Annotated in this window: 12 protein-coding genes; 6 read left to right on the top strand and 6 right to left on the bottom strand. The window is 42.7% G+C overall.

Going from position 1 to position 14,516, the window contains the following annotated elements; translation table 11 throughout:
• Positions 1-40 precede the first annotated feature (40 nt).
• From KNO96_RS07750 to KNO96_RS07730, 5 genes are all read right to left on the bottom strand, one after another.
• Positions 41-1,219, bottom strand: a complete 1,179-nt coding sequence (locus tag KNO96_RS07750; RefSeq protein WP_214703248.1) for a hypothetical protein — start codon at positions 1,217-1,219, stop codon at positions 41-43.
• Between the two features lie 17 nt (positions 1,220-1,236).
• Positions 1,237-2,355 carry a glycosyltransferase family 4 protein gene (locus KNO96_RS07745; protein ID WP_285800482.1) on the bottom strand — a complete coding sequence of 373 codons (1,119 nt, stop codon included), beginning with the start codon at positions 2,353-2,355 and terminating at the stop codon, positions 1,237-1,239.
• A 49-nt stretch (positions 2,356-2,404) separates the two neighbouring features.
• Positions 2,405-3,445 carry a glycosyltransferase family 2 protein gene (locus KNO96_RS07740; protein WP_235181872.1) on the bottom strand — a complete coding sequence of 347 codons (1,041 nt, stop codon included), beginning with the start codon at positions 3,443-3,445 and terminating at the stop codon, positions 2,405-2,407.
• Between the two features lie 183 nt (positions 3,446-3,628).
• Complete coding sequence (locus KNO96_RS07735) at positions 3,629-4,543, bottom strand: NAD(P)-dependent oxidoreductase (protein ID WP_214703245.1); 915 nt, start codon at positions 4,541-4,543, stop codon at positions 3,629-3,631.
• Positions 4,540-5,385, bottom strand: coding sequence for an aldolase/citrate lyase family protein (locus KNO96_RS07730; protein WP_214703244.1), 846 nt, complete (start codon positions 5,383-5,385; stop codon positions 4,540-4,542). Before KNO96_RS07730 ends, KNO96_RS07735 begins: the two co-directional genes overlap by 4 nt.
• Before the next feature lie 238 nt (positions 5,386-5,623).
• On the opposite strand from KNO96_RS07730, the gene KNO96_RS07725 reads away from it, so the two are divergent.
• From KNO96_RS07725 to KNO96_RS07700, 6 genes are all read left to right on the top strand, one after another.
• The gene (locus KNO96_RS07725) at positions 5,624-6,271 is read left to right on the top strand and encodes an acetyltransferase (protein ID WP_214700003.1); all 648 of its coding nucleotides are present in this window, start codon (positions 5,624-5,626) and stop codon (positions 6,269-6,271) included.
• Between the two features lie 306 nt (positions 6,272-6,577).
• Positions 6,578-7,651 carry a hypothetical protein gene (locus KNO96_RS07720; protein ID WP_214703243.1) on the top strand — a complete coding sequence of 358 codons (1,074 nt, stop codon included), beginning with the start codon at positions 6,578-6,580 and terminating at the stop codon, positions 7,649-7,651.
• The gene (locus tag KNO96_RS07715; RefSeq protein ID WP_026825203.1) at positions 7,632-8,489 is read left to right on the top strand and encodes a GGDEF domain-containing protein; all 858 of its coding nucleotides are present in this window, start codon (positions 7,632-7,634) and stop codon (positions 8,487-8,489) included. Before KNO96_RS07720 ends, KNO96_RS07715 begins: the two co-directional genes overlap by 20 nt.
• The gene (locus KNO96_RS07710) at positions 8,479-10,170 is read left to right on the top strand and encodes a DUF2334 domain-containing protein (RefSeq protein WP_214703242.1); all 1,692 of its coding nucleotides are present in this window, start codon (positions 8,479-8,481) and stop codon (positions 10,168-10,170) included. The genes KNO96_RS07715 and KNO96_RS07710 overlap by 11 nt, the downstream gene beginning before the upstream one ends.
• Before the next feature lie 2 nt (positions 10,171-10,172).
• Positions 10,173-11,420 (top strand): glycosyltransferase family 2 protein, encoded by a 1,248-nt coding sequence (locus tag KNO96_RS07705; RefSeq protein WP_026825201.1) that lies wholly within the window; start codon positions 10,173-10,175, stop codon positions 11,418-11,420.
• 13 nt (positions 11,421-11,433) lie between these two features.
• The gene (locus KNO96_RS07700; RefSeq protein ID WP_214703241.1) at positions 11,434-13,470 is read left to right on the top strand and encodes a cellulose biosynthesis cyclic di-GMP-binding regulatory protein BcsB; all 2,037 of its coding nucleotides are present in this window, start codon (positions 11,434-11,436) and stop codon (positions 13,468-13,470) included.
• Positions 13,471-13,546: 76 nt separating this feature from the next.
• Here the strand turns inward: KNO96_RS07700 and KNO96_RS07695 are convergent, their stop codons facing one another.
• Positions 13,547-14,515, bottom strand: coding sequence for an aldose epimerase family protein (locus KNO96_RS07695; RefSeq protein ID WP_214703240.1), 969 nt, complete (start codon positions 14,513-14,515; stop codon positions 13,547-13,549).
• Position 14,516: the final 1 nt, after the last annotated feature.

Here is a 14,516-nt window from a genome sequence, read left to right as displayed (position 1 = left end):
TCAAAATAGGAAGGAGATACTTATCATTCTTTTGAAATCTTCATTGGCGAGAGAATGACGATGACTTTTTCCCTGTTTCAGCACGATACTGACTATAGGTGACAACGAATACAAGTAAAATCAGTAAATATGCAATAGCTCGTAATCGCAATGATGTACCAATGTTGTCGTTGGTGATGGCAATCAGTCCGTTCCATACAAAAGCTTGTGTCAAAATGAAACCTTGAACTTTCGTCACCCACCCTCTTCTCAACCATAGAAACCCTAAAATCAAAATCATCGGAACCGCTTCAATTACAAAGGCGATTAATGTAGACACGCTCCGAATGTGCCATGGCAAAGGTCCAACTAAGTTACCCAAATAACTGTGTGCATAATTTGCCAAGAAACCTAGATAATTCGTTGCATCAAGTTGAATCCCCATTTGACTACTCCCACCTAACTGACCTAGCCCGCTGGATCGATACTGTAAGGCAGAGCGAAGTGTACGTTCAACAATAGGAACTTGGATATCCATAAAGAATGAATAAATGACGCCGAATACAATAAGAAACATAATTAGGAATACAACAGGACGCTTAACGAGTGTAAATACAAACCAAATACTCATCGCCAACACAAAAGAAAGAAGAGCGTAAGTTCGGAATTGACCGAGTAGCCAAATTGTCGGAACAAGGAGCATGAAATAGGTCCAATTCTTTTCAAATAACCAACGTGTAGCTAAATATGTGGCAGTCACGAACAACATATAAATCCATACATCCCGAAAAATTGACGTAGTGATATTGAAAAACAAACTAATATAGGCGATATAACTGACAAGTGAGAGGAGATAAGCTCTTTTTCGAATTTCTGTGGCATTTTTCTTTAGAGAAATAGATTCCAATTGGACAGTTACTAATTTCAGTGAAAAGTGGATAAGCAATACGACACCAGCAAAGTTAAACATACGAATCGCAAATACACTTTCCGCCCCAATCAGTTGGAGGTATTTCCCAATAATCCAAGGGTATATAGAAGTTCGGATCCACGATAAGTCATAAAAGACATTCATGGCTTGTTCCCAATAAAATAGGCCGTCATCTCCCCCACCAAAAATTTGAAAAGATATACCATTCCCACTTACATAAATGGCAAGCATATAAAAGACTGTCGTCGCAAGTAAGTAATAAATCAGTACCAAATATCGTACGATACTCACTTCTGATCCAAGTTTCATGACGGCACCCCCTCACTTTAATGTCCAGAAGCCTGAACGGACTCGTAAATTCGTCTCATTTCGATCTTTGACTGCTCAATATCATAGGACTTAGCAGTTTTTATATTATTCGACCCCATCTGTTGTGCCACTTTTAAATCAATACGCATCATTTGAATCGCTCGGGCAAAACCTGCGATGTCATCAGGTGCACATTTATAACCTGTCACACCTTCAACTGAATAATCATTGATTCCATGAACATTTGATGTGATTAGAGGCAGGCCCGCTGCCATCGCTTCTAGGGCCGCCATGCCAAGCCCTTCCCTCCGAGAAGGAAAAACGAAGCAATCGGCAGCTTTCATCACTTCAAATACATCTTCTCGAAATCCTAGTAAATGTACTTGTTCTTTTAGTTCAAGTTCGATAATCATTCGTTCGAGGCGCTGTTTCGAATCGCCGGTTCCGGCAATCCAATATTGAACGTTTCGATCTTTCAACGTCGCGATCGCTCGGATGATCGTTTCATGATTTTTATTTTCATTCAGTTCTCCGACCGACAACAGTACAAAGTCTGAATCTTGGTAAACACCTAGATTATTGCGTTTCTCAGATCGATTGATGGAGATTTGCTCAATTCGATTCGTATCGACTCCAATCCCAGGTATCCGGAACGTACGGGACGTTTTGAACGTCAATGCCCGTTCATAATCCTCTTGGTTCACCGTGACCAGTGTATCTGTTAAATGAGCAAGTGTACGCTCCACAGGATAATAAAGTAACCAGTTAAGCGAAGGACTACCTCTGAAAAAGTGAAACCCGTGCGCTGTATACATACAGGGAGTCTCGGTTTGGCGAGCAACCAGTCTGCCAATCACCCCACCGATTGGAGAATGGCAATGGATAAATTCATACGTTTGTTGTGAAAGTACATCTTTCAATTGTTGAAAAGCTTTAACATGCCGGTTTATTTTTTTTATGTCACGCTCAAAATCGATTTGGAACATGGAGACCCTTTCTCTTTGAAGACTCTCCCGAATACGTGTGATTTTTTCTTTAGAGTACATACTCCCCCACTCAAAATTCGTTGCAACATGAACCTCATAACCCATTTCCTGTAGTATTCTGATATTGTCACGATTAAAACTTTCAATCATGGATACAACCGACGCGACCATGAGGACACGTTTCATCATCAACACCCCTTTATACACGTTTCCGTAAATAGTCGACACTCCGTAACATTAGAACGAGTGAAATGGTCTGTTCACGTTTACAAAGTTGGAAGAACGTCCTCCATTTCAAATCGAAGTACTTCATATCAATTTGAGAATATGCTTGGCGAAATTCTTTTTGACGCAACACTTGCTTCAACGTTTCCGCTTGATTCAAAAGTGATTTTTGAGACCAAATCTCATTCAACCCAATCCCAATCATGCTTAGTGCGATTCGATTATAAAGCGCACGATTGTAATCTTCACCGAGATTTCGCTCTTCGATATAACGCATGAGGATGTGAAAGAACTCAATCCGAGAAGCAATCAAATTTGTTTGATACGTACTCGTCATCGATGTTACATTTGTCTTCCGATAATGATAAACAGGATAATCGATATAAATAAATCGTTTACAATTCTCCAACGCACGAATTTGATAGTATAAATCTGCGAATGATCCATATGTGCTATCAAAGGATAAATGTTTAATCAAATCACGATGATATAAGGTAATACAATTTGAATTCAGGGCGTCCACTGTTTCCGGACGAGCTAGTTCCTCACCCATAAGTCCGAATAAACGCCGATGAACGTATCTCTTGGTTTCTTCTTCATCGTAAGACAGGAAGTTTGCGTTAAAAATATGTTTAGGTAAAGAACGTCCCTCGTATTCTCGGACATACGTTCCCATAACTGCATCTGCTCGTTCTCTCTCGGCATGTTCTACCATTAGGCGAATGGCGTCCAGATCGAGCCAATCATCACTATCAACGAACATGATGTATTCTCCATCTGCCAAATTGAGTCCTCGATTCCGAGAAAACGAACACCCTCTATTTGTCTGATCATATAGTTGCACGCGTAAATCCGAGTCATACTGCATTAAAACATCAAAACTGTTATCCGTACTTCCATCATTGATACAGATAATTTCAAGGTTTGGGTAGGTTTGATTGACAAGACTTTCAAGGCATTGTTCGATGTAAGGTGCAGTGTTATAAATAGGAACAACTAGACTGACTAACGGCATGCTCTTTGGCATCCTTCTCACTCCTTCTATGCTGTTTGTCTCAAGGTGTACGGGGCAATCAGAAATGACGTTATATGTCATTGTTCCCCTTCAAAAAAATGGATAAATCCGAATTGAAGGGAGTTCGATATAATTTTTTAGTGAATTATCAAAACAAAAACCCGAGATCCAAAGGCTCTCGAGTCAACGTTCATGATTTGTATGAACTTGTTTTAGATTACTCAAAATGTTGCTGAACAATCGATCATTCACTTGATCGGATACATAGGAATTATGGGGGCTGATAGACACCCAATCAAAATCATACAATGGATGGTCTGATGGTAGTGGTTCTGATGCAAACACATCAAGAGATACACCAAAAAATTTCCCTTCTTTTAGCACTGAAACAAGAGCGGTCTCATCAATAATCGCTCCCCGTGCGACATTCATCAGAATAGCATCCTCTTTCATCACCTGGAGTGTTTCCTCATTTATTAAATGATAAGTATCTTCCGTCAGTGGAAGCGCAAGAATAATAACGTCACTTTCACGTAATACATCTCGTAGCTCATTCATCAAAACATATTGATCGACAAATGAAACTACTTTTTCTCGGTGTCCAACTCCAATTAGGCGAACACCAAATGGTCGAAGTCTTGTCGCTATGGCTTCACTCACATGACCTACACCAAGTAAGGTCACTGTCTTCCCTGTCAATTCGAGTAAGCGTCGCTCTTTTTCCCACTTCCGGTTGGATTGTTTTTCACGAAGTGATGCACCATGTTTCATAAAATCAAGAAGTTGCCATATGATCCACTCCGCCATTGGCGCGGCGTATGTATCGCCGGCATTATAAACCTCAATACCACGTTCTTTTAACTCTTCAAGAGGCAATCGATCTAAGCCGGCACTCACTGCTTGAACGATTTTCAGCTGAGGAAACTCCTCGACTTGTCTATAAGCGAAAATATTTTGACAAACGAGCACTTCTACTTTTGTCACATCTTGTAGTGAGATATCGGACTCTTGCTCTAGCATAGTGACTTTGCATCCGATTTGTTCTAGTTGTTCTTTTTGATTTAACGATAGACGCATTCCTGTTACCAATACATTCATAACAAAATCCCTTTCTGTGTTTGAATTTCTGTAGTAATACTTTCAACATCCAAAACGAGACTGCGTCTATTTTTTTCCAACCAGTCTGAGGATACATATTTCAGGTGTTGCTCATATGCCCTTACTTTCCAAACCCCCTCTTTAAAAAGTTGAGTTTGGTATGCGGACATCATTTTAATATTCCCTAAATTACAAAAACTCCGTGATAAAATAATGAGCGAAGAATCAAGACGTTTGTGCTCAGCCAAAATTTTTTCTGCAGGTAATTTGCCCTCCCCTATACGAGCAATTCCACCAAATCCGTAAACAATATCCTGCTCACGTATTTGATTAATGATTTTTTCCACTAATCCGTTCGCAAGTGGTTCGAAAAGAAAAGATTGTCCATAACTTAAATGTAAGTCATTCAACCCAATATGAATAAAATCGATTCCATCTAACTTTAAAACATCAGGCATGCATTCTACAGCTTCTTTCGTCTCACAAAGAAGACAAACTTTGGCACGACCATGAACATATTCAATCAGTCTCTTTACCTCGTCCGTCGTTTTATAGTAAGGCAACATAACGATATCCGCACCGCGATTAATCACCTCGTCAATTTCTTGACGGGACCCTCGGAAAATCGGGTTTACTCTTACAAGTAGTTTTGAATGTTTCAACACTGCACGTACCCGACTGATGTCTTGAAAGTTATGTCGGGAAATCACTGTATCCAAATGACCTTGCCTTTCCGTTTTCCCCATTATTTCAAGGTCAATAAAAATCCAATCAACTCCATTTTGCTCCGCAACACGTGCTACTTCAGGTTGATTTGTAATGTACATTAACGTAAAAGACATAGTCTCTTCTCCTTCCTGAGCGCGATAAAGGACTTTAACAAAATATCCGTTTTCGAGAACAACGAAACAGAAATAAATAACATCATTTAAAATACCTTCATCTCATCGTTTATCAATCACGATACCATTTCATGTTCGTTTATTCATTGTCATTCTGTTTGAAATCAAAAGAATCGGAAATAATGTCATTACAGACAAATCTATTCGACATTTTTCAACAAAAAAGGAGTGACTTCCGATGGAGTGGATTGTGATTTTTGGTGCAGGCGGTCACGCACAAGTCATTATTGATATCTTAGAATTAATGGGGCTCTATCGAATTGCGGGCATTTACGATGACAGTCCAGAACTTGTAGGGAAATTCATCTATGGTTATCCCGTTCTTGGTCTAATTGGTGCTAATTCTATCATTCGAAAAGGAATCATCGGTGTCGGGGATAACGATCGTCGTGCGTCCATCGCAATCAAGGTAGGAGAACGTATGCCAGATTTTGAATTTATTTCAGCGATTCATCCGAGCGCGATTGTCGGACGTAACGTGTCCATCGGTCCTGGGGTCGCCGTGATGGCGGGTAGTGTCATTAATCCGAATTCTGTCCTTCAAGAACATTGTGTCGTCAATACGATGGCTTCGGTTGATCACAATTGTCGTCTTGAACCCTTTAGCTCGATTGCACCTGGTGCACATCTTGGCGGTGGTGTAACAATCGGGACTAGATCTTTCATCGGCATGGGGGCCACGGTCATTCATAACATTCACGTCGGACCCGACACAGTCGTCGGCGCCGGAGCGACTGTTGTCTCCAACCTACCAAGTCAAGTAATTGCTTATGGAACACCAGCTAAGGTCACGCGTAGCCGTGAAGTCCGAGAGACATATTTATAAAAACAAAGAAATTCGTACTAAACCCTATGAACTGAACCTTGAATATCGACACTTTTTCTAAGTATCGAGCATTCAGGGTTTTTTTTATGTGTAACGAATCGATATAATAAACTTATTCATTCAGACCGCACTGTAAAACAATCGAAAAAGACATTCATCATCGATGTCATCACTTTAGTTCTTCTAACCGACTAGAAAAGAAGTCATTTTTTTCAAGGTTCAACAACATAAGGAAGTAGGCAGGAGTTTATTAGGGTATAAATTATTATAAACATTTAAAAACTACACTTTATCAAGGGGGAGTCTATGCGACACCTTATTTCTATCTCACTCTCATGTTTATTTTTATTGTACGGATGTTCAGATAACAAAGAAGAAATTGAGCTTCCTCAAGACTACGAGAGTGAATTTCCAACAGAATCATTCATTCGGAGTCATCTGTTAACAGAAAAAGGTCTCATCCAAACGAATGTGACCAATCGCGAGAACGAATTTTTATCTGAGTCTCTCGGACTCTATTTGCTATTTTTAGTCGAACGGGATCGCGCAGACGAATTTGCCTCACAAGTCGATGTACTCACCGAGCATTTCTTGCATGCATCTAATTTAATTAGTTGGCGACTTGAAAGGACGAACGATGAGCTTACACGAAGCCCTGCGAATGCCTGGATTGATGATGCTCGAATCGTTCACGCCCTGTATGAAGCGGGAGATGCGTTTGATGAACCTTCTTACATTAAATTGGCTGAACAGATTGGCACTTCACTCACATCAATTGGGGTCAAAGATGGGATCCCCGTTGACTTCGTCGATTTGGCAACAAAGGAACGTGGAGACGTTTTGACTTTAAGCTACTTAGATGAGGACGCCCTACGCCACATGGCCGTGAACGACTTGTACGACAACAGCAAACAAGTATTGAGTAATGCGCCGCTGAGCGATCCGTTCTTCGCAAAATCTTACGTCATCTCAACTCAGACGTATCAGTTCGATGAGGAAATCAATATGATTGATCAATTATATGTCGCCTTGCGCTATGAACAGTTCGGATTATCGACCGCATCGTTTTATTCTTTCTTTAAAGAGACATTCAATGACGGGATTGTCTACGGACGGTACGACCTCAACTCAAAAAAACCAACTGTCAACTATGAGTCTCAAGCAGTCTATGCGTTGGCAATCTTTTATTTACTCGAGCGTGATGAACGGGACTTTGCAGAGCGAGTGATGAATCGACTCACCTCATCGATGGTTTCCGACTCATCATCTGATTACTATGGAGGGTATCTTGATGTAGATACGAAAGAGACTCACGCTTTTGACAATTTACTGCCTTTATTAGCAGAAGGGGGACTAATCGATGGATACCTCATTCCGTAAAACAAGTTTAGTCAGTTTACAAATTGGACTTTTGTTGATCGCTGCCGTTCTATTTCTACTGTACATGCCGGACCTAGGAAATGTAACGATTGAAGGGTCTTTACTAATTGCTTTAGCTTTATTTATTAGCTTGTTTGCAGGGATGCGTGCAGGATTATTCACGGCCCTGGTAATTTTATTTTTATTCGGAAGCCTGTACTTTTGGAACCTATTTTTCCGACCTACCGACCAAATGTTTTTGTTCTCAGAAGCCACCCTCTTACAGTTTGGTGTCTGGTTGATTGTTTTTGTCATTTTAAGCGGAAGTATTTATGCACGAATCAATCAATTAAACCGATTAAACCTTTCATTACAGGAGAAGGTCAGACGACTCGTATCAATCGATGAGGAGACGGGACTTGACAATAAAGAACGTTTTGAACTTGAACTTCAGTTGGAAATCAATCGTACAAACCGTCACGGAGAATCATTCACCGTCCTGCTCTATCAAATCGACTACTTCACAGAATTTATACGACTCTATGGAAATGAGGAAGCAACACGTTTTTTAACATTTTTTAGTGAACGTCTTCACCAATCGACACGAACGACCGATAAAAAATTTCGATTGTCCACGGAAGAGTTCGCGCTCATTCTACCTTATGCTTCTGAATCGGATATGATTATCATTTTGAATCGCTTCCGACAATTGATTGGGGACTACGAGCTGTCAAACGGCAAAAAGGTATCCTTCACGAACCATATCGCCCACTACACCGTCACAAAAGAAGCAAAGATCGAATCACCTGATGACGTCCTCGGATTATTGAGAAATGAGTTGAAGAGTTATGCGTTATAAAATGATTATTCTCATTCTTGTCTTAGTTGGTATCCCACAAATTTCTTTTGCAAAAGAACCGAGCGTTACAATCGTTTTTAGTTCAGAAACAAATGATATTCCACCAGAAGTCTACAAATTGGATGCTCTGATTTCCCACTTTTCGGAGAAAATCGACATCCTTCGCGACACTGAAGTATCAAAAGAATCGTTTAGTGGGACAACTCACTTATTTTACTTCGGTGCAAATCCTGCGACAATTCCTGAATCAACTCGTGAGCGAATTAACCAGTTAGACTCTCCATTGTATGGAATCGGCTATAACGTGAATCAACTTGATATCTTTAACAAACTAGAAACAACAACGAAACAAGGAGTCTCCAAATTCCATCAAGCGCGTACCGACCATTTTTTAACTTTCGAATCAGCTGACTCAATCCTGACTGTAGATGACCCAGCTTCAATTGTGCACGCAAGTTCGATGCACAATGATAAAAAACAAGCGGTCATCGTTCAAACAGATGACCATTTTTATTCAGGAATTCACAATTTATTGAACCGTTCTTCTTTACTCGTAGCGGATAGCCTATTTGACTTTTTTAAAGTCGAATCATCAAATGAGCATCTTGGGTATCTTCGACTAGAAGATATTAATCCGAGCACAGATCCAAAACTCCTTGAAAAGGTAGGGAACTATCTGTTAGACCGAGACGTACCAATTCTGTTAGCGGTAATTACAGTGTATGCCGAACCAGGGAGTGAGCAACTTGTTCACTATACCGACCGTCCAGAACTGCTTGATGTTATTCAAAGTCTTGAAAAACGTGGTGCTTCCGTCATCTCACATGGCTATACTCATCAATATCGTTCTTCAGAAACAGGAGAAGGATTTGAGTTTTGGGATGTCGAGAACAATCAGCCGGTACTCGTTCCTTCGAATGAAACGCCTCCCCTTCTAAAAAAACGTGAAGCGTTCAGTAACAATCGTGATTATACTGAATACGTAACGACGTTATTAGAGGGAGAAACGGCTTATATGCAGTCAAAATTAACGAACTCGATTCATAAGCTTGTGTCACTCGACCTTAAGCCTTTAGGATTTGAAGCACCACACTACACGATGTCACATTCAGGATATGCCTTAACATCGAATTATTTTTCTAATATATTTGGACAAGTACAATTTAGTAACACAAATTGGGAAGTTATGGGCTCGACTCCTTATATTGCTAAACCGTCGCTTCTACATGGAATGACCTTATACCCAGAAACAATTGGATACGTTCGAACCGACCTTCCAAGACCGGTCGACGAAATGCGTCGCTCGCGTGACGAACTGATGATTGTACGTGATTCGATGATTGGCGGTTTTTATCACCCTTATCTCGGAACAGAACATTTATCGGACCTCGTCAACATGATGGAGTCCACACCCGACTTTCGCTGGCTTGACTTACGTGAGCAAAATGAATGGGTTCGTACAGAAAATGTCTCCATCACAGCTACAAACGGCGATCTTACACTGCAAGACGACCGTTCTCGCGTAATGAGTCAGTTGAGCCTGTATGCCCCGACCTCATTTCTTGAACGAGCGCTCTTAGTCCTTGCCCTCATCACGTTCGTCGCTGTCCTGACATTTTTGTTATATACACTCTACCTGCGTGGACAGCGCAAAAAACGATTATTTAAGGAGCGTGGATAATCATGGCAAATCTCTTATTCCTATTTTCGCTCGTCATGATTTGGACGATGCTTCTATACCATATGTTTTTAATGCAGGGTGGATTTTGGCATTACATGACATTTCGTAATCCAATCCCTGAATGGTCGAAGAACATGAAGAACTTGCCAAAAGTTTCGGTCCTAATTCCCGCCCATAATGAAGCGGTTGTCGTCGCCGCTACGCTTCGGGCAATGTCTCGAATCAACTACCCACACGATAAACTTGAGGTTATTTTGATCAATGACAACTCATCTGACCGCACTGGTGAAATCGCCCAAACGTTCGCAGAAAAATTCTCATTTATCCATGTCGTCCAAACAACACCGGATTACGCAGGAAAAGGAAAGTCCTCTGCTTTAAACTATGGATTGACCCAATCGACCGGTGATGTTCTCGTCATATATGATGCGGATAACACACCCGAAAAGGATGGTGTGTATCACCTCGTGATGGGACTTGTCAACGACCCGGATGCGGGGGCCGTCGTCGGAAAATTCCGAGTGACGAATGCATATGAGACTTTATTGACCCGTTTTATTAACATTGAAACGATTTGCTTCCAATGGATGGCACAGGCAGGTAGGTGGAAATGGTTCAACATCTCCACTATTCCTGGGACAAACTTCGCCATACGCCGTACTATTATCGAAGAACTTGGGGGATGGGACGAAGCGGCACTCGCGGAGGACACTGAATTGACGGTTCGTGTGTACGAACTCGGGTGGCATATCCGCTTTTTCCCGGCCGCAATCACATGGGAACAAGAGCCACAGACGCTAAAAGTATGGTGGAAACAACGAACGCGTTGGGCACGTGGGAATCAATACGTCGTCCTCAAATTTATGCGTCAACTGTTCTCGTTGAAACGAAAGAAAATCGTCTTCGACATCATTTACTTTTTCTTCACCTATTTTTTGTTTTTCTTTGGGGTCATTTTATCAAATGGTTTATTTATCATCAATTTGTTTTTCGACATCGGTCTCGAGGTAGGAAACATCACTTTGGTTTTATGGGTTCTTGCATTCCTTCTCTTTGTGACGGAAGTATTTGTGACACTGAGTATCGAGCGTTCTGAATTTAACATTCCAAACTTCTTCACTGTCATTCTGATGTACTTCACGTACAGCCAGTTATGGATTTTACTCGTCATCTACTCGCTTTACCTCGAGATCAAACGCGTCTTGTTTAATCAAGAAGTGAGATGGTACAAAACAGACCGATTCGAATGAAGGGGAGGATATTATGAAAAAAATTACACTCTACTTATTGACCGTATTCTTGATTTTCTCAACTTTTTCAGTACAAGCTGCAACAGAGCTTCGCTCCTCACTACCCATCGATTCCGCAAGCGATGTGGGAGAACGCTTATTGACGACCGGAGATGATGTATTGCCTGGTGAAACGTCTTCTCGAACGTACACATATACCATGCTCGGAGATGAGAAAGCGGCTTCCTCAAAATACGTATCCGTCGACTGGGCGCACTCTGAACTGTTGATTCCCCCGTCGGCACTCACCATCGATATCGATGGTGAACCGCTTAAGTCAGTCGCATTATCCAAGGAGTCCTCGCAAGGTAACGTACGTGTACCACTTCAAGACGAGCACTTGACGAAAGGGACACATGAAGTCACCGTGCGCTTCACGGGCGTGATTGAAGGGCGCATGTGTGATACCGGAAACACATCGGGAAGTTGGCTGACGGTCCTTCCATCAAGCTTTCTTTCAATCGGAAGCAAAGTCGAACTCACTTTAAATGATTATCCGAACCCCTTTATTCAAACGACCAACCAGAAGTTGACAATCGTACTCCCGGACTCACCGGACACGATGTCTTTAGAAGCGGGACTTCTTCTGTTCCGACAGCTACAAGGGGACGCAGCCAACCCGAATAACGTATCGCTTCAATATGAAGGACAATTGAAAACATTGGATGGACGGTACGTGTTCGTCGGTCAGACGGATTCGTTCACCGGTCCCGTCCAAACGTTAATCGAGGAACTAGAGACCCTCCCTGAAGGTGAGGATGTCTTGTTTGAGCAAGCTCGAATCGTCAGCGACGATACGGCCGTCGATGCGATGTTCGTCCTCGCAGAAGATGCGGCTTCCTTCGAAGGGACGGTGGACCATCTTCTCATCACGACGCAGCGACAACAGCTGAACGGGAGTCAACTCGCCCTATCAAGTGCACCTTCCGTTCAAAAAAGTGGTGACACGATTGATTTACGTACACTCGGAGCCTCTGACTTTATGTTGAGCGGGACCCAAGCCGTCAGTCAAAACTACTTTTATCCGTTGCCAGTCATCGATCGGCAATCCACCGTGGAGATGGAGGTCCGTTTCAAGACATCGGCGTACGTAACGTCTGAGCAGAACAATGACGTGTCTCCGGAGTTGATTGCATGGGTGAACGGCACCCCACACTCCATCCCGCTCTCGCCTTTAGAGGATGATCAAGAATGGCAGCAATATACGATTCAAATCGATGCATCGACACTTCAAAAAGATACGTTTTTAGATGTATCGTTTGAAGCGAACGGTCTTCGTTCTGAAGCGCCATGTAACGAGAGTGATTTAGATCGCTGGATTTTCATCTCGAGTGACAGTCAGCTGACATTGCCAAAAGGAAGTGGAGAAGCAAATAACAAGGTTTTCTCGAATATGGCCAGTCTGTTTTCGACTGATCCTGGTGTTGTGTTCGTGATCCCGGACGAATCGAATGCACAAACTTTGCAAAACATGGTTGGCGTGATGAGTGGTTTACCGGTCACACCTTTAACGCAACAAGTCGAGTTTATTCGGGCCAAAGACGTGACCGAGGAGACGGTCTCTAACCGCTCGATCATCTATATCGGAGATCCGGAGCAAAGTCCCCTCTTCAACGAGCAGAAAGAGAGCTGGCTCGTCACAAAAGACAATCAAGTGGATTTATCGCAGTATGGATTCGTTCCAGAGACGTCTTCTGAATATGCATGGATTCAACCTTCTCCTTGGAACGAGGATAAGGCAATGATTGTTGTGTCAACGAACGATACGATCGATTCAGCCCTCATTCAAACACTTGCTTTTCCGAGTGAGACGTTTAGTGTAGCGGTAAAAAATCAGAATGGCGCAGTTTTTACGAATAGTGCGAGTATCCAAAGTGAGCAAGCAGAAGGAGATGTCACGTCTAACGAGTCTACTTCGATGAACCCGACTTGGTATTTCGTCGGATTCATCGCATTGATTGCCCTTATTGTCGCAATCCTTTTCTATCTACGTCGCAACAAAAAGAAATAACCGATGCGTCTACATGCTCAAAAAGCCAAAAAGTTCACATTAAAAACACATCCGATTGTCGAATCGGATGTGTTTTTTAATGTGAACTCGCTGAAAACCGATACACCGTTCGCGAATGATACAATTCACCCGGTTTCAGTTCGATCGAGGTCGCGATGTGTGGATGGTTCGGAGCGTCCGGGAACGCCTGTGCCTCGAGACAAATCGCGCTATGTTTTTGTCGACCATCAAGCGTCACCGGCGTCGCTTCACTGAGAAAGTTGCCCGTATAGACGACCATGACGGGTTGATTCGTCTCGATTGTCATTGTCCGTCCGCTCACCGGGTCATGCAATCGGATCGGTTCATCCTTCAAGATGAAAGGATGATCGAGTCCATCAGCACGCTCAATCGCCTCATCTCCAGACTCGAGCGCTTCTCGGACCGCTTTCTTATCTCGGAAGTCAAACGGCGTCCCGCTCACGTCTCGCAACTCTCCTGTCGGCAACGATTCTGCATCGAGCACCCCGACCGAATCCGCTGGTAGCGTCAGCATATGGTCATGGATGGTCGATCGTCCGCCGAGATTGAAGTAGTTGTGATGATTCAGGTTGACCCATGTCAGTTCGTCCGTCTCCGCCGTCATTGTGACAATCAGCTCATTATCGTCCGTCAGTTCATAAATCACTTTGAAGAAGACATTCCCGGGATATCCTTCCTCCCCATTCGGGCTCACGTAGGTAAACTGGATACAACGCTCTTCAGCATCCATCTCCCAGTAACGGGCCGTGATGCCTTTGTCTCCTCCATGGATATGATGAGGCGCCTCGCTTGGGGACAAGGCGACACCATCAATCTCTGCGTTTCGGATGCGTCCGGCGATTCGCCCGACGACCGATCCAAGATAAATCGGGTTTTCTAAGTATTGAGAGACGTCCCCGTATTTCAAAATGACCGATTCTAGGTTACCTTCTCGGTCCTGGGCCGTCAGCTCCGTCATCGCACAGCCATAGTCGATGGCGGATAGTGTCATGCCGTTACTATTTTGAATCGTTGCTTGTTTCATC

It is taken from the genome of Exiguobacterium sp. s89 (genome assembly GCF_018617735.1).
In the GTDB taxonomy this organism is placed as follows: Bacteria; Bacillota; Bacilli; order Exiguobacteriales; family Exiguobacteriaceae; genus Exiguobacterium; species Exiguobacterium marinum.
Note: the sequence above shows the minus strand (reverse complement) of the source record. Positions and strands in the feature narration are given on the sequence as shown.

What these genes read in the sequence shown, in the direction of transcription:
- KNO96_RS07745 (WP_285800482.1), bottom strand. Translation starts at nt 2,355, where the DNA reads ATGATTGAAAGTTTTAATCGTGACAATATCAGAATACTACAGGAAATG.
- KNO96_RS07700 (WP_214703241.1), top strand. Translation starts at nt 11,434, where the DNA reads ATGAAAAAAATTACACTCTACTTATTGACCGTATTCTTGATTTTCTCA.
- KNO96_RS07735 (WP_214703245.1), bottom strand. Translation starts at nt 4,543, where the DNA reads ATGAATGTATTGGTAACAGGAATGCGTCTATCGTTAAATCAAAAAGAA.
- KNO96_RS07710 (WP_214703242.1), top strand. Translation starts at nt 8,479, where the DNA reads ATGCGTTATAAAATGATTATTCTCATTCTTGTCTTAGTTGGTATCCCA.
- KNO96_RS07705 (WP_026825201.1), top strand. Translation starts at nt 10,173, where the DNA reads ATGGCAAATCTCTTATTCCTATTTTCGCTCGTCATGATTTGGACGATG.
- KNO96_RS07740 (WP_235181872.1), bottom strand. Translation starts at nt 3,445, where the DNA reads ATGCCGTTAGTCAGTCTAGTTGTTCCTATTTATAACACTGCACCTTAC.
- KNO96_RS07730 (WP_214703244.1), bottom strand. Translation starts at nt 5,385, where the DNA reads ATGTCTTTTACGTTAATGTACATTACAAATCAACCTGAAGTAGCACGT.
- KNO96_RS07715 (WP_026825203.1), top strand. Translation starts at nt 7,632, where the DNA reads ATGGATACCTCATTCCGTAAAACAAGTTTAGTCAGTTTACAAATTGGA.
- KNO96_RS07695 (WP_214703240.1), bottom strand. Translation starts at nt 14,515, where the DNA reads ATGAAACAAGCAACGATTCAAAATAGTAACGGCATGACACTATCCGCC.
- KNO96_RS07725 (WP_214700003.1), top strand. Translation starts at nt 5,624, where the DNA reads ATGGAGTGGATTGTGATTTTTGGTGCAGGCGGTCACGCACAAGTCATT.
- KNO96_RS07750 (WP_214703248.1), bottom strand. Translation starts at nt 1,219, where the DNA reads ATGAAACTTGGATCAGAAGTGAGTATCGTACGATATTTGGTACTGATT.
- KNO96_RS07720 (WP_214703243.1), top strand. Translation starts at nt 6,578, where the DNA reads ATGCGACACCTTATTTCTATCTCACTCTCATGTTTATTTTTATTGTAC.